The sequence below is a fragment of the Mesorhizobium sp. LEGMi-168a genome, assembly GCF_058312955.1.
In genome coordinates this window covers 16,581-31,957 of sequence record NZ_JBZEGV010000045.1, presented here as the reverse complement: position 1 = coordinate 31,957, position 15,377 = coordinate 16,581, and the positions used below count along the sequence as shown (strand labels likewise).

General features: G+C 61.1%; 12 protein-coding genes and 4 pseudogenes. 11 read left to right on the top strand and 5 right to left on the bottom strand.

The genetic code is table 11. From position 1 onward, the window contains the following. From bioZ to AC4FWB_RS32290, 3 genes and pseudogenes are all read left to right on the top strand, one after another. A pseudogene (gene bioZ / locus AC4FWB_RS32300) lies at nucleotides 1-314 on the top strand (3-oxopimeloyl-[acyl-carrier-protein] synthase BioZ); the annotation flags it as partial. A 64-nt stretch (nucleotides 315-378) separates the two neighbouring features. Further along, nucleotides 379-791: pseudogene (locus tag AC4FWB_RS32295) on the top strand (aspartate 1-decarboxylase). A gap of 229 nt (nucleotides 792-1,020) precedes the next feature. Then, nucleotides 1,021-2,058: an MBL fold metallo-hydrolase gene (locus AC4FWB_RS32290; protein WP_491030287.1), complete on the top strand. Its 1,038-nt coding sequence runs from the start codon at nucleotides 1,021-1,023 to the stop codon at nucleotides 2,056-2,058. 38 nt (nucleotides 2,059-2,096) lie between these two features. Here the strand turns inward: AC4FWB_RS32290 and groL are convergent, their stop codons facing one another. Continuing rightward, nucleotides 2,097-3,728, bottom strand: coding sequence for a chaperonin GroEL (groL, locus tag AC4FWB_RS32285; protein ID WP_491030286.1), 1,632 nt, complete (start codon nucleotides 3,726-3,728; stop codon nucleotides 2,097-2,099). Nucleotides 3,729-3,788: 60 nt separating this feature from the next. Next, nucleotides 3,789-4,103, bottom strand: coding sequence for a co-chaperone GroES (gene groES, locus AC4FWB_RS32280; protein WP_491030285.1), 315 nt, complete (start codon nucleotides 4,101-4,103; stop codon nucleotides 3,789-3,791). Between the two features lie 1,343 nt (nucleotides 4,104-5,446). Here groES and AC4FWB_RS32275 point away from each other — a divergent pair. Next, nucleotides 5,447-6,493 (top strand): hypothetical protein, encoded by a 1,047-nt coding sequence (locus AC4FWB_RS32275; RefSeq protein ID WP_491030284.1) that lies wholly within the window; start codon nucleotides 5,447-5,449, stop codon nucleotides 6,491-6,493. A gap of 210 nt (nucleotides 6,494-6,703) precedes the next feature. Here AC4FWB_RS32275 and hemN read toward each other — a convergent pair whose 3' ends face one another. Further along, nucleotides 6,704-8,116 carry an oxygen-independent coproporphyrinogen III oxidase gene (hemN, locus tag AC4FWB_RS32270; protein ID WP_491030283.1) on the bottom strand — a complete coding sequence of 471 codons (1,413 nt, stop codon included), beginning with the start codon at nucleotides 8,114-8,116 and terminating at the stop codon, nucleotides 6,704-6,706. 147 nt (nucleotides 8,117-8,263) lie between these two features. Between hemN and AC4FWB_RS32265 the strand changes: the two are divergent. After that, nucleotides 8,264-8,390 (top strand): annotated as a pseudogene (locus tag AC4FWB_RS32265) (IS6 family transposase); the annotation flags it as partial. Between the two features lie 737 nt (nucleotides 8,391-9,127). Here AC4FWB_RS32265 and AC4FWB_RS32260 read toward each other — a convergent pair. Both AC4FWB_RS32260 and tnpB read right to left on the bottom strand, forming a co-directional pair. After that, nucleotides 9,128-9,768 (bottom strand): annotated as a pseudogene (locus tag AC4FWB_RS32260) (transposase domain-containing protein); the annotation flags it as partial. Nucleotides 9,769-9,834: 66 nt separating this feature from the next. Then, entirely contained in the window at nucleotides 9,835-10,053 is a 219-nt protein-coding gene (gene tnpB, locus AC4FWB_RS32255; protein WP_491030282.1) for an IS66 family insertion sequence element accessory protein TnpB, read from the bottom strand. Between the two features lie 301 nt (nucleotides 10,054-10,354). Here tnpB and AC4FWB_RS32250 point away from each other — a divergent pair, with 301 nt between their 5' ends. The 6 genes from AC4FWB_RS32250 to AC4FWB_RS32225 all read left to right on the top strand — a co-directional run bounded on the left by AC4FWB_RS32250 (nucleotide 10,355) and on the right by AC4FWB_RS32225 (nucleotide 14,962). Further along, nucleotides 10,355-10,546, top strand: a complete 192-nt coding sequence (locus tag AC4FWB_RS32250) for a hypothetical protein (protein ID WP_491030281.1) — start codon at nucleotides 10,355-10,357, stop codon at nucleotides 10,544-10,546. Next, entirely contained in the window at nucleotides 10,524-10,835 is a 312-nt protein-coding gene (locus AC4FWB_RS32245) for a recombinase family protein (protein ID WP_491030280.1), read from the top strand. Before AC4FWB_RS32250 ends, AC4FWB_RS32245 begins: the two co-directional genes overlap by 23 nt. Before the next feature lie 19 nt (nucleotides 10,836-10,854). Beyond that, nucleotides 10,855-12,369: a recombinase family protein gene (locus tag AC4FWB_RS32240; protein WP_491030279.1), complete on the top strand. Its 1,515-nt coding sequence runs from the start codon at nucleotides 10,855-10,857 to the stop codon at nucleotides 12,367-12,369. Then, nucleotides 12,366-12,605: a hypothetical protein gene (locus AC4FWB_RS32235; protein WP_491030278.1), complete on the top strand. Its 240-nt coding sequence runs from the start codon at nucleotides 12,366-12,368 to the stop codon at nucleotides 12,603-12,605. The genes AC4FWB_RS32240 and AC4FWB_RS32235 overlap by 4 nt, the downstream gene beginning before the upstream one ends. Nucleotides 12,606-12,862: 257 nt before the next feature. Beyond that, complete coding sequence (locus AC4FWB_RS32230) at nucleotides 12,863-13,750, top strand: tyrosine-type recombinase/integrase (RefSeq protein WP_491030277.1); 888 nt, start codon at nucleotides 12,863-12,865, stop codon at nucleotides 13,748-13,750. A gap of 12 nt (nucleotides 13,751-13,762) precedes the next feature. Further along, complete coding sequence (locus AC4FWB_RS32225; protein WP_491030276.1) at nucleotides 13,763-14,962, top strand: IS91 family transposase; 1,200 nt, start codon at nucleotides 13,763-13,765, stop codon at nucleotides 14,960-14,962. Nucleotides 14,963-15,377: the final 415 nt, after the last annotated feature.

Below are 15,377 nucleotides of genomic sequence, written 5' to 3'. Positions count from 1 at the left end.
GCAAGGCGGTGGCGATGATGACCGCTTGCTCCCAGGAGGCGCTGGGCGCGGCGCGGCTGAAGCCGCAGGACATCAACCGCTTCGTGCCGCATCAGGCCAACGCCCGCATCTTCGACGCGGTCGGCAGGAACCTTGGCATTGCCGACCATGCCGTCGTCAAGACGATCGCGGAATACGGTAACTCTTCCGCCGCAACGATCCCGCTCTCGTTGTCGCTCGCCAATCGGACCCAGCCATTCCGGCCGGGCGAGAAGCTGCTCCTGGCAGCGGCTGGCGCTGGGCTCAGCGGCGGGGCGCTTGTGGTTGGAATTTAGCCAAGCGGCGGCTGTCGACAAGACATCAGGACTGGTCATGAAGACGGATGAGGACAACAGACCAATGCGAAAAATAGTCGCCGGCAAGCTGCACGGCATCAACGTCACCGAAGCAAACCTCACTGCGAGGCAGGCGGGATCCTGCCCATGGAATTCGTGGAGATATGGAACAAGAATTCCGGCGCGCGGATTTCCACCTATGTCATTCTGGGCGAACGCGGATCACGATGCTGCATCCTCAATGGTGCTGCGGCCCGCACCTGCCAGCCTGGCGACCCGATCATCGTCTGCAACTCCATCTACCTGAACGAAGCGCATATCACGTCGCTGAAGCCGCGAATCGTCACGTTCGACCAGGATAATCATATACGCGACCGCCTGAGCTACTCGGTCGATCTTGACGCACGTGGTCATTACAGTTTCTCGATCCATGATGAGGCCAATGAGGGTTTGGCCATCCCTGCGCTTGTGGCGTAACTTGTCCCTGACGCATGCGTGAGCCAATGCGCTTGTTTCCCGTCGCCGCATTGGTCCACGCGGTAGCGCCTTGATCCGCCAAATCCGCCATTTGCTAGCGGCGTGAGACGGGTATGACGAACCTCGACGCCATCCTAATAGGCGAGCGCTGAGGGCGCAGCGCCTCGGCGTAGCTGTAACGTCGGATGAGCCGCAAAAAAGATCGCGACCAGATGATATGGAGCAGATCATGATTTTCCGTCAGCTGTTCGATTCCGTTTCGAGCACCTATTCCTATCTGCTCGCCAGCCGCCAAGGCGGCGAGGCGCTGATCATCGATCCGGTTTTGGACAAGGTCGACCACTATCTCCAGCTCATGCGCGAGCTCGATCTCAGGCTGCTCAAGGCGGTCGACACGCATCTTCATGCCGATCACATCACCGGGCTTGGCGCGTTGCGCGATAAGACGCGGTGCATCACGGTGATGGGCGAGCAGACCAAGGCCGACGTGGTATCGATCCGACTTACCGACGGCGACAGGCTGACCATTGAGGGGCTGGCGCTCGACGTCGTCCACACACCTGGTCATACCGACGATTCCTACAGTTTCGTCCTGCCCGACCGGGTGTTCACCGGCGACACGCTGCTCATCCGCGGCACTGGCCGCACAGACTTCCAGAACGGCGATGCGCGACACCAGTATGAGTCGATCTTCGGCCGCCTGCTCAGGCTGCCGGACTCCACGCTGGTCTACCCGGCGCACGACTACAAGGGCGACACGGTCTCCACCATCGGCGAGGAGAAGGCCTTCAACCCGCGCCTGCAGGCGAAGTCAGTGGACGAATATGTCGAGATCATGAATAATCTGAAGCTCGCCAATCCGAAAATGATGGACGTCGCCGTGCCCGCCAATATGAAGGTCGGGCTGCACCAGGACGAGATCGCGCGGCGCGGCTGGGCGGCCAATGTCAACGAAGCGTTGGCACTGGCCGGCAGGCCGGATGTCGCGCTGATCGACCTGCGCGAGCGCTCCGAGCGCGAACGCCACGGCATTATTCCGGGCGCGCTGCATGTGCCTTACCCGCAGTTGCAAGAAAACATCGCCCCCGGTGGCGTGTTGCACGAGCTCGCCCGTTCGACCGGCAAGCGGCTTATGCTTTACTGCGCCTTCGGCGAGCGTTCGGCGATGGCGGTGCAAGCCGCCCAGGATCAGGGCCTCACATCAGCCTGCCACATTGAGGGCGGAATAGACGCCTGGAAGAGGGTGAATGGACCATTGGTAAGGTAGCTCCACCCTCTCCACGACAAGAAAGAAGGTGGCCCTCGTCAGAAATCCATGCCGCCGCCGCCCGGCATCGCGGGGGCGGGAATCTCCTTCTTCGGCTTCTCGGCCACCATCGCCTCGGTGGTGACGAGGAGGCCGGCTACGGACGCGGCGTCCTGCAGCGCCGTGCGCACGACCTTCGCGGGGTCGATCACGCCTTGGCTGAAGAGATCGCCAAATTCGTTGGTCTGGGCGTTCCAGCCATAGCCGAACTCAGGCTTCTCGCGAACCCTGCCCACGATAATGGAGCCTTCCGCCCCGCTGTTTTGGGCGATCTGGCGAGCGGGAGCCTCGATGGCGCGCCGCACGATCTCGACACCGGTCCTCTGGTCGGGGTTGTCGACAGCGACATTGTCGAGCGCCCCTGCTGCCCTGAGTAGTGCCACGCCGCCGCCCGGCAAGACACCTTCCTCGACTGCCGCGCGGGTGGCGTGCAGCGCGTCGTCGACGCGGTCCTTACGCTCCTTGACCTCGACTTCGGTCGAGCCTCCGACGCGGATCACCGCGACGCCGCCGGCGAGTTTGGCCAGGCGCTCCTGCAGCTTCTCGCGGTCATAATCGGAAGTGGTCTCTTCGATCTGCACCCTAATTTGAGCAACGCGGCCGTTGATTTCGTCCTTATGGCCGGCGCCGTCGACAATGGTGGTGTTTTCCTTCTCGATCTCCACCTTGCGCGCGCGGCCGAGCATTTCCAGCGTCACATTCTCGAGCTTGACGCCTAGATCCTCGCTGATCGCCGTGCCGCCGGTCAGGATGGCGATATCCTCCAGCATCGCCTTGCGGCGGTCGCCGAAGCCGGGGGCCTTGACGGCGGCCACCTTCAGTCCGCCGCGCAGCTTGTTGACTACCAGGGTCGCCAGCGCTTCGCCCTCGACGTCCTCGGCGATGATCAGCAGCGGCTTGCCGGACTGAACCACGGCCTCCAGCAACGGCAGCAAGGCTTGCAGATTGGCGAGCTTCTTCTCGTGGATCAGCACGTAGGGCTCTTCGAGCTCGACACGCATCTTATCCTGGTTGGTGATGAAGTAGGGTGACAAATACCCACGGTCGAACTGCATGCCTTCGACGATTTCGAGCTCGGTCTCGGCAGTCTTGGCTTCCTCGACCGTAATGACGCCCTCATTGCCGACCTTCTCCATCGCCTCGGCGAGAAAGCGGCCGATCTCTTCGTCGCCATTGGCCGAGATGGCGCCGACCTGGGCGATCTCGTCGTTCTTCGTCACCTTGCGGGCATTGGCCTTCAAATCGGAAACGATCGTTTCCACCGCCTTGTCGATGCCGCGCTTCAAATCCATCGGGTTCATGCCGGCCGCGACCGCCTTGGCGCCCTCGGTCACGATCGACTGCGCCAGCACCGTGGCGGTGGTGGTGCCGTCGCCGGCGATGTCGCTGGTCTTGGACGCGACCTCGCGCACCATCTGCGCGCCCATGTTCTCGAACTTGTCCTCGAGCTCGATCTCCTTGGCGACGGTGACGCCGTCCTTGGTGATACGCGGGGCGCCGAAGCTCTTATCGATCACCACATTACGGCCCTTCGGACCGAGCGTCACCTTCACCGCATTGGCGAGAATGTCGACGCCGCGCAGCATGCGCTCGCGGGCATCAGAATGAAATTTCACTTCCTTGGCAGCCATTATTGGTTCACTCCTGCGAATAGGCAGTTCTTGTTGACTGTTTGTGTCACGCGGTTTCGGTCACGCGGCTTGCCTGGCCGAGGCCGAAACCTCGATCACACCCAAGATGTCGCTTTCCTTCATGATGAGCAGCTCTTCGCCGTTGAGCTTGATGTCGGTGCCGGACCACTTGCCGAACAGGATGCGGTCGTCGACCTTCACATCGAGGGGGGTGAGCTTGCCGCTCTCGTCGCGAGCGCCCGGGCCGACGGCGATGACTTCGCCTTCCTGCGGCTTTTCCTTGGCGGTGTCGGGGATGATGATGCCGCCGGTCGTCTTCTCCTCGGCCTCGATGCGCCGGACCAGTACGCGATCATGCAATGGACGGAACTTCATATCGTTCTCCTTCAGGACAAACAGATTGCGAGAGCCTCCCCAGATCCGGGCTGTCAGGACCAGAATGGGGCTCGCGTGGCTTTTGCGGCATCGCGCGCGCATGCCGAACTGGTTTTGCTCCTTTCACGTTTCAAGAGGTGGACTGACTTAAGATTCCGAACGTCATGGCCCCTGTGATTGCGCAATCGGACGCTTGAGGTTCGTCGCGTAAGTGCCAGACCAAGGTTCGGGCCGGCACCACGCTAAGCACTGCACAATAGGTATTTGGCGCGTATTGCGTCCGGCATGCATAGTTGTCAGATGCACGTCACATCAGGCAGGACGGGTTCAACTTGCGGCAACGATATGAAACGACAGAAGCGTCCACCTTCCCATTTGACGGAGGGTGCCTTCTGGCGGCTGCCACGAATGCGTGCTGGTGTCCCCAGCTGTGAATACTCGGCAAATCGTTGGCTTCTTTTGTCTCCAATGCGAAAGTAAATATCGAAACCATAAGGAAGACTGTTGCCGCTATGGCACATGTCATTTGTCTTGCTCCATTCCTGGTTTGTTTCGCGCCTTTCGAATAAATCGAGCCGTGCACGTATTATTCGTATATCGTCGTCACATGTTAAACGGCAGAGAGCAAAAGTCGTACCAGATGCATTTTGGCTTATGTTTCAATCAGTTACCAATTCTTCGCGACTTGTGGCGTAAGCGGTGTCGCTATTTTGTCGAATTCCTTGCAGAAATTTGAAGGAAACGGGTCGAGAGTTCTTTCAGATGCTATCTGCCCGGGACACCGAGACGCGAGATGCCTCGTTGCACGTTCGCAAGCGGGAAGTCACAGTTTGGAGACGCGAGCGCCAACAGTCATGCTCAAAGCATGAGTGGCAGACGTGGACTGAGGTGGATCAAAAAAGGCCAACGCGCGATCCTGGCGCGCTCGAATAATCGGCACCAGAACCTGACACGGTCGTGAAGCACCAGTCAGATCCCGACAACGAGCCGGCGCCGCTGGTCGCGCCCAGCGGGCGTTTTCACAGGTGGAGACGCTCGGATTCAAGCAAGGGCTTCCGCGCCGTGGCTCCGCAACCCTCTCACCGGGAATTTGCGACAGGATCCTTTGGCATTGTCCGAGGCGCGACAAATGTCGGACATGCGGCAATCGATTCCATACGTCTAAAGAGTTCCTGTCTTTGGCACGCATGTTGCATCGGCTGTCGCTAAACGCCTCACGCGGAGAGTGTCGCAATGTTCGCACGATGCTGTCTCCCGGGATCAGGTAGCAAGACCTCCCGATGGAGAAGCGGCCGCACTGCAAGCAGTAGCCGAACCAAGGGCTGCGCAGGCACTTTGCGATCATGATCCTCTTGCCTGGAGACGAACGCTGCAGTCAGTCCAACCAAGTCAATTTCTCAATGTCCGAGACAGGACCGGAAAATCAACACAAGGAGAATTTACCGATGCGGCGAGTACTTTTGACATATGTCGCGTTCTGCTGTCTGTCGGTGGTTGCCGCCGCTGCCGACGCCCCGGTGGTCGCCGAGCCGGCGGCGGTAGCCGGCGCGGTGCCCCCGATCTTTTCGTTCGAGGGCGGGCTGCGCTACTGGTACAGCAGCGGCGAGTCGTCGATGGATCTCTACAATCCCGTTGGCATGGTGTTGGTGTCGCGCATCACATACAGCGATCTCGTTGCAAGTTCTGGCGAAGTCTTCTTCAACGCGACCCACAATCCGACAGGCATCTTCATCAAGGGCTTCCTCGGTGCGGGCGGGATCCCCAAGGGTTCTCTTACCGACGAGGATTTCGAGTTCGTGGGACCTTATTCCAACACGTTATCCGATCAACGCGACGGCCGCATCTCCTATTTCACGGCCGATGTCGGATACAATTTCTGGGACACGCCGCGCTTCCGCATCGGTGCTTTTGTCGGCTATAATTTCTGGCACGAAAGCTACCATGCCGTTGGTTGTGAGCAGCAGGCGGCCAACCCGTGGGCTTGCGTGCCAGCCTTTCCGGCCAACTTAGACGTCATCAGCCAGGATAATGATTGGCATTCGCTCCGACTGGGCCTAGCCGGGCAGACGCAACTCAGCGAACGTCTCAGCCTTTCTGGTGAGGTCGCGGTGCTGTTCACGCAGCTTGACGGCAAAGATCAGCACCATCTGCGCCCCGAGATCAATCCGCTTCCCGAAGACGGCAACGGGCATGGCGTGCAGCTTGAGGCAATGTTGAACTACAAAGTCACGGATCTGTTCAACATCGGCGTTGGCGGCCGCTACTGGCGCGCGACATCTACTGGCGTGGCTCATTTCGAGCAGACGCCGAGCGGTGACGGGCCGGGGGGCCTGAATTGGGAGGCTGAGCGCTACGGGGTGTTCGGGCAGGCGAGCATCAAGCTAAACTGACAAAGAACCGCCAGCACCAAGTCGCCTTGGACAACGACACTCCTGAGACAAGCTGCATGATCAGACTCGGCCTCAAGTGTCACTAATGCCTGAGGCTCGCGGGGCGGCAACCGCGAGGCTCGCGGCAACGCATACGCGCTTAACCCTAATCACCGGAGTCGGACGAAAGTTATTTCGCTGGCGCCCTGCAGCACGCCACGCCCTGCGAAGTCAAAGGTGGTCGGCACGTGGGCGGCGCTCGATCTCGGTCTTTCGCGGTCGCGCTGTTTGCCCTCCCACTCGTGCCTCGTAAGGGGCGGCCCGGTCGAGAAAAGCATCGAATGCGGCAGCAACCACGCGAAGTACGAAGCGATGCTGCCGCCGTACGCGAATACGACCATTTTCGATGTCTACTATCCCGTCCTTGGCCAAAATCGCCAAGCGTTCAGTTGAATCGAGAAAACGGATCGGATCAGATCCGTGAGCGGCACAAATTGCCGGCACATCGGCCTCGAGATCGCACATTACTCGCTCGATGATTGCAGCTCTCACCCGGTCGTCGTCGGTGAGGCGCCAGCCCTTTGACGTCGCCAGACGACCAGCTGCGATATGCTGCATGTAGGCGTCCCGTGTAACCTCGTTCTGGACGTACCCCCCGCCGACACGGCCAATAGCCGTCGCGCCGAAACCGATTAGAGTTTTGCAGGTGTCGCCTGAGTAGCCGAGCGAGTTGCGCCGCAGGCGCCCGGTTTTCTGTGCCAGCGCAAGCTCGTCGTCCGGCAACGCGAAATGATCGAGCCCGATCTCGCGGTAGCCGGCGGCAATCAGGGTCACGGCCACGGCTGCATCCTGTTCGGCGCGGGCTGCGCTGTCCGGAAGAAATGCTTCCTCGATGAGGCGCTGGTTCTCCACAAGGGCCGGAATGTGCGAATAGCAGAACACCGCAAGCCGGTTGGGGCGCATGGCGACTGCCGCCCTCGCGGTCTCGACGCAGGATTGCACCGTTTGATGCGGGAGACCGAATATGAGGTCGAAGTTGATGCGGCTCACTCCGTGCCGGCGCAGCATTTCGACGGCAGCCGCCGTCTGCTCCACGCTCTGGACCCGGTTGATTGCCTTTTGTACGACGGGATCGAAGCTCTGGACACCGAGGCTCGCGCGGGTCACGCCAGCTGCTCCTAAGGCTTCGGCCATCTCGGCCGTGAATGTGCGCGGATCAATCTCGACCGCGATCGTAGCTGTGTTCTCGAGGGCGAAGTGTCGTCGCAGGAACTCCATCAAAGCGAGGAACTCGGCTGGCCCGATGAGAGTCGGCGTTCCGCCGCCGAAATGCACGTCGCTTACGGGCAGCGCCTGCGGCGCTCGCTCCGAGACCAAACGGATCTCGTCACGCAGCATCGCCAGATAATTGAGGATCGGCGCATCGTGGCGGGTGATGGTGGTCGGGAAGCCGCAATACCAGCACATCGATCGGCAGAACGGAACGTGCAGATAGAGTGACACCAGATCGTCAGCCGGTAGGTCCCTGAGCCATTCCTTGTAAGCGTCGGCGCCGACCGCCCCAGAGAACTCCGGCACAGTCGGATAGATGCTGTACCAAGGCAGGCGGGCCTCGCGATATTTTGTCAGTGTTGAGGTCTGCAACAGTTACCGTCCTATGCTGAGGACCATCATCCTTACCGCTGCGCGCTCCTGTGTCTTTGCGCTATGTCAGTCCCTTCCGCTTCGGCGCGAAAACTTGTATTTCGCAGCGATGTTACGCCAACCGTCGTTCAGTTTTGGCTAGGATGCATGAGCACCTCGTCGGTCAGCGACAAGAGCCATCACTTCCCGCCGAGAGCGCATCGCGCACACCGTTTGGCTCTACTACCGCTTCCGTTCAGCCTGCGCCTGGTCGAGGAGATGCTCCTTGAGCGCAGCATGCCGTGTTCAACGAGATGATAGCGGGTTGGGACCGGACTTTGCTCGCCGGCTGGCGGGTAAGACGCCGTCGCGTAGTAATATCCGGCATCTCGATGAACTCGTCGTGTCTGTTGCCGGCAATAAGCACTGGCTGTGGCACGCCGTCTAGCAGACCGAGCCGGATCGAAGCTGCGATCTTGGCCAGGTTGTGGAAGGTTGCCGGAACGGATCGACCGGAATGGCGCGTCGCCTGAGAATGCACTCTTGGAATAGGGAGCGGATGTATTGTGCGTGCTTCGCCGGCCCGCTTTTCCCCTCCGCTTTGACATTGACGCTTACGGCGGTCGCGGTAGGGACGCGGATTACTCCGCTCCCCCCGCCCCAGATCCGTACGTGCGGGACTACCGCATACGGCTCCTGCCTTGGGTCATGACGCGTACCTTGGATTGGGATGTGGATGACATGCGCGGACTTTCGGGATGTATCGATCAATATATCGCCGGAACCGGTCCCAGGTCATGCGCGAGCGCTGGCTGCGTCGTCGGAGCGAGTGCAGCCATGTCCGACAGACCTCGGCGCGGATCATGCCGGGCCGTTTGAGGTTCCCCGGGATCGCGTGGTAGTTCAGGTATCCCTGTATCACACGACGGAGCCAGACGCCGGTCTCAGCGAGGGGCGTGAGGCGGCGTTTCATTAGATCATGTCGAATCGCACCTCGGATTTTGTTTCAAAGCCCATGATACTGTCGTCCGCATAGCGGACGATGATGACATTCGCCAGCAGGCCGGGACCGTCCCAGCCGCGCGGGGTGGCGTGGAACGGCGCCGGAGCCTGGCTGATCGCCTCGCAGTCGCGGCAGGTGAACTTCTCCCGCACGTGCTGGATCACCTTCCATTGCCGCGGCACCACCTCCAGCGTCTCGGTGATATCCTCACCCAGCTTGCGCAGCCGATGACCGCCGCAGCAGTGGCAAACGGTCGGCGCCGGCTCGACCGCGCGTTCACGCGGCAGATGCTCGGGAAATGGCTGACGCGCCGGTCGTTTGCGCACATAAGGCGCCACCTCGGTGGTCGGGCCGCGGCCTGTTCGGCGGCGATCTCGTCTTCCGTTGCCGTGCTCTCGAGTTCCTCGAAGGTGAGCTCCATCTGGTCGTGCAGGCGGGCGGAACGTTCAGAACTCTGCCCATGCAGCGCCCGCTGCAGCTTCCGGATCGTCAGATCCTGATGTGCGATCAGCGCCGCATCATCCGATGCCTTGGCCTTGGCGACCGCCAGTTCGGCCTCGACCAGCGCAGCGCGCGCGGCCTCGTCTTCGGCTCTGGCCAGCGCCGCGCTCAGCGCTGCTCTCAGCGCGCCGATATCGTCCGGAACAGCATCCTGGGCGGTGGCAACCATGCCCTGGAGTGAATCATAAAACGCGTCCGCTGACCCGCGCAAAATGGCGCAAACTCAAAGAAAAACTCAGCCCGCCCGCTGCGGTCGGAACGTGTGGCGCGGGTTGCGCCAATCGATCCCGTCGAGCATGTACGCCAACTGAGAAGGCGATATGGAAACCGTGCCGTCGGCCGGCGACGGCCATAGAAACCGGCCCTTCTCGAGCCGTTTTGCATACAGCGACATGCCCAGCCCATCATGCCAGATAATCTTGATCAGATTGGCCCAACACGCGACATTCTGCATACAGTCTTCGAAGCGCGACAATTGTCTATCGGTGGCATCCTCTTTTTGGACGAACACTTCAGGTCGCACCGTTCCGACGCGGCAAGGATTTGAAGTGCATCTACACGGAGGAACGTCGGGGGTTTAGTCGTGAGGTGCCGAATTGGATGTTCGACGACAGTTTACTGCGCCGGCATGACGCTTGGGCCGCCGCAGATCAGCATTGATGGACTCAACGAACTCGCCGTTGTTCTGAAGCTTCTCTGCACGAATCGGGAGTCGGGCGCACGATCTCATCCTTCGATGAAGAGGGAGAAAGGACGTGCGGAGAAAAAGCCAATATCGCGAGCCCATTCAACTGAGCCTGGATCTGAGCCATCGAGTTCCCCAGGAGCCGCTGGGCGCCAATCCCAAAGGTCTGATCCGGGCGCTCGCCGATCTCTTGCTGGAAGCGGCGGGCATCGAGACCGTTCAGATGTCGGGAGGTGATCATGAGTATCAAGATCACGCCTGACCACCTCGGCCGCACCGCGGTCGTCTATGTTCGCCAATCGACAATGTCCCAAGTCATGGGGAATCTCGAAAGCCAGCGGCGGCGATATGATCTGGCACAGGCTGCGGAAACCGCCGGATTTAAGTCGGTGACGGTAATTGACGACGATCTTGGCCGCTCGGGTTCCGGGATGATGCAGCGGCCTGGATTTGAGCGGCTTGTTGCGATGGTGTGTTCGGGCGACGTCGGTGCCGTCTATTGCATCGAGGCATCGCGGCTGGCACGCAAGGACGCGACTGGCATCACTTGATTGCGCCCTTGCTGGCGCGTTGGTCATTGATCCCGATGGCACCTATGATCCGCGGCTGGTCAACGACCGCCTGCTGCTCGGACTGAAGGGGACGATGTCGGAGTATGAGCTGAGCTTGCTTCGCCAACGTGGAATTGCCGCCCGAGACTCCAAGGCCCAGCGCGGCGAGTACCGCTTTATGCTTCCACCCGGATTTTGTTGGAATGAACTCGGCAAGATCGAAATCGATCCCGATGAACATGTGGCTGGAGTTGTGCGACTGGTCTTCACCAAGTTCCGCGAGCTCGGCAGTGCCCGGCAGGTCTTTCTTTGGCTACGCGCCGCCGACATCAAAATGCCTGTGGTCCTGAGAAACGTTCAAATCTACAAGCTCAGTTGGAAGGCGCCGGCCTACCACACGGTGATGCAGATCCTGCACAATCCGCTCTATGCTGGCGCCTATGCGTTTGGCCGAATCGCTCAGAAGACACGGATCGTGGACGGTCGCGCCCGTAATGTCAGCGGGTTCAAAAAGCCGCGGGAAGAATGGAACGTCCTCCTGCGCGACAATCATCCCGGCTACATCAGTTGGCAGGAGTATGAAGACAATCAGACGCTGCTGCTGGAAAACGCACACATGAAGAAGAACTGCTCACGCAAATCGGCGCGCGGGGGACGCGCACTTCTGACCGGTTTGATACGGTGCGGTCGTTGCGGGCGGATGATGCGTGTGTTCTATGGCCAGGCCAAGGGGAATGCACATCGGTATTCATGCCGCGGCGATGACGCCCATGTCGGTGCCGGCTTGTGTATCGGCATAGGCGGAGTGCGGGTCGATCGCGCGGTTGCGCTGCAGATCCTTGAGGCGGTCTCCGATCGGGCTGTTGAAGCAGCGATATCGGCGTCCGACCAGGTTGAGTGCTCGAGAAAAGAGAGCATCGCCGCCGTCGAACGGGAGCTTGAGGTCGCACGCTACGAAGCATCTCTTGCCTCACGCCGATACGAGCTTGTGGATCCGGCTAAGCGTCACGTGGCCCGTGAACTGGAGGCGCTCTGGAATGGCGCATTGGAGCGAGTTGCGAAGCTTGAAGGTCGGATCAAGGAGCTGCGCGCCGCATCGGCGGAAAGTCCCAAGATCGACCGCACCCTGCTTCTGCAACTTGCGCATGATCTGCCGCGGGTTTGGAACGCAACGTCCACGGACACACGCACCAAGCAGCGGCTGGTTCACATCGTCGTTCGAGAGATTGTTTGTGATCTCGATGAGAACACCAATGAAGCGGTGCTGCTCATCCACTGGACCGGCGGCCGGCACACGGAGGTTCATGTTGCTCGCGTAAAGACGGGCCGATATCAGGGGATGTGGCACCCACTGCCGTTGACGCACTTCGCAAACTCGCTGGTCGTTGGCCCGATCGAGAGCTTGCCGTGTCGCTCAACCGGATGCGGTGCAAGACCGGCGATGGCGAGACCTGGACGACTGTTCGCGTATGGGAAATGCGCGAACGCTTGGGCTTGCCAGATTACGATCCGGCATCATCCGACGGCCAAATGATCAGCCTCGCGAAGGCTGCGGCACACTTTGGCATTTGCGTCGGATCAGCAAAGAGCTTGGCACTGAAGGGCATCTTGCCGTCAACGCAGGCAATCAAGGGCTCGCAATGGTTGGTCCCTGTCGATGCGCTGAGTTCGGAAACAGTACGCATAGCGGTGCAGCGCGTGATCGAACGCCGACCAAGAAACTACATTGATTATAAATATGATAGGATGATCCGCCCGCCAGGAATCTGACAAAGGGACGTACAATGAAACGAGCTGTCCGCGCTTGCCCCGGAAGACATAAAGATCGCCGGCGAAGGGTTATGTGGCGCGCCACATAACCCTTCTTGGACTAACCCGCTCCGCGTCGCGGAGCGGCAAGGAAGCGATGCACCGACGGCGCGGTCTTGCGTCGTCTGTGGCGTCGGTCATGCATGCAAAAGGAGCTCCGACTGCGCGAGCATGGGGTGGCTGCTTGCAGCCCATTCCATCGGACAAAGGAGCTTGTCATGACCCAACTTCGCCAGCGCATGAGTGAGGACATGCAGGTGCGCAATTTCGCGCTCAATACTCAGCTCTCGTATCTGCAACAGGTATCGCTGTTCGCCCGCTATTTCGGCAAGTCGCCGGACCTGCTCGGGCGCGAGGACATTCGGACCTACCAGGTCTATGTCTATCTGACCAACGAGAAGAAGCTCGCGCCCGGTTCGATCCATACCGCCATCGCGGCGCTGCGCTTTCTCTACAGTGTGACGCTCGAAAGGGACTGGGCGCCTGAAGAGGTTCTCCCGCTTCCGAAGAAGCCGCAAAAGCTGCCGATCGTCCTTGGTCCCGAGGAAGTTCTAAGGTTCCTCGGCTGCGTGCTCGACGTCAAACATCACGCGATCCTGACCACGTGCTATGCCGCCGGCTTGCGCATCTCGGAGGCGGTGCAGCTGAAGCCAACGGACATCGACAGCCAGAGAATGGTCGTCCGCGTCGAGCAGGGCAAAGGCCAGAAGGATCGCTACGTGATGCTGTCGCCCAAGCTCCTGGAGATCCTGCGCAGCTACTGGAAGGTGCGCCGTCCAGTGGACTGGCTCTTCCCCGGCGACCGCGCCGGCCAGCCGATCACCAGGGATGCGGTCGGGCAAGCCTGCGCGAAAGCGCGCGACCTCTCCGGCTTGTCCAAGCCGGTCACGCCGCACAGCTTGCGGCACGCGTTCGCCGTCCATCTGTTGGAGGCCGGCGCCGACGTGCGCACCATTCAACTTCTGCTTGGTCACAGGAGCCTCGCGACCACCGCCCATTACTTGCGGATTGCCACCAACAAGGTCTGCGCCACGTCGAGTCCCTTCGAGCTCTTGCCGCGTCCGGCGCCCAGCTTGCCGCCGCCCGCCAAGCCGCAATACTTCTAAAACGGCGCGCCGGTGGCCCGCTCGGGGCCGGAAGTGGCGGACATCTTCCGCCGCTACGGCGAAGTCTATCGTGCGCAGCATGACGCGGCGCTGTCGACCGCCCAGCGCCGCGTCATGACGGCGATCGAGCTCTGCCGGACCGCCGCGCTCGGCGGTCATGTCGAGCAGTGCGATCAATGCGGCCACCGGCGCATCGCTTTCAACAGCTGCCGCGACAGGCATTGTCCCCGCTGCCAATCGCTCGCCCGCGCGCAATGGCTGGAGGATCGTCGCGCCGAGCTTCTCGACACCCAATACTTTCATGTCGTCTTCACGCTGCCCGCCGACATTGCCGCCATCGCCTATCAGAACAAGGCGCTCGTCTACGGTCTTCTCTTCCGCGCCACCGCCGAGACGCTGCGCACCATTGCCGCCGATCCCAAGCACCTGGGCGCCGAGATCGGCTTCTTCGCGGTGCTGCACACCTGGGGCCAGAACCTGCTGCACCACCCGCACCTGCATTGCGTCGTCCCGGGTGGCGGGTTCTCGCCGGACGGCACGCGATGGATTGCCTGCAAGCGCGGTTTCTTTCTGCCCGTGCGGGTGCTCTCACGCCTGTTCCGGCGGCTGTTTCTGGAGCACCTGGAGAAAGCTTTCGCGGCCGGCGAACTGCAGTTCTTCTCCGACTTGCAGGGCCTGAGCGCGCCTGACGCCTTCCGGCGCTATCTGGCGCCGCTTCGAAAGGCCGAGTGGGTGACTTACGCCAAGCCGCCCTTCGCCGGGCCCGAACAGGTCCTCGATTATGTCGGCCGCTACACGCACCGCGTCGCCATCTCCAACAGCCGCCTCGTCGACATCGAGGATGGCGCCGTTAGTTTCCGCTGGAAGGACTACCGGCATGGTGATCGGCAGAAGGTCATGACCGTCTCGGCCGACGAGTTCATCCGCCGCTTCCTGCTTCACGTCCTGCCCGAGGGCTTCCATCGCATCCGCTATTACGGCTTTCTCGGCAATCGCCATCGCGCGCAAAAGCTCGCCCGCTGCCGCGACCTGCTCGGCATGCCGGCTCCCGAGCCGCCGGTTGAGTCGATCGAAAGGGACTATCGCGACCGCTACGAGGACCTTACGGGCCACTCCCTGCGGCAATGCCCGGCCTGTCACCGAGGGCAGATGATCGTCATCGAAGTCTTCGACGGCGTCACCGGACCACCGCCATACTGGGATACGTCATGAAGGTAGCGCTCGGCTTTCTTCGTCATCTATCGCCCGGACCGTTCCGCCGGAAACCGAGCCGGTCCCGCGAAGGTGCGCGCCGTCACCTCCTGGTCGCCTCTCGGCAGGGCGTGGCGCCGGTCCTCACTTGGCCGGAGCCGATATATCCGTGTCGCTTTCAACCCATACGACCTGCAATCGCCGCGTCCGGGCCGCGTCTGCGGCCCACGCGATGCCTGTCCGCGGGTGCGGCCTCAATTGAATGCCCATAGCGGCCACCCGTGCCAGCGGCTTAGTCCAACACGTTTTTAGCTCACCGTCGCGATCCGCCACAGCGCGCTCTCGCCACCCGCCCTTTCTGCGCGACGCCAAGCTAAAAACGCTCTGCATTATGTGTCGGGCGAGATTATGTGGCGGAGCCGTCCTGGCGCCAGCC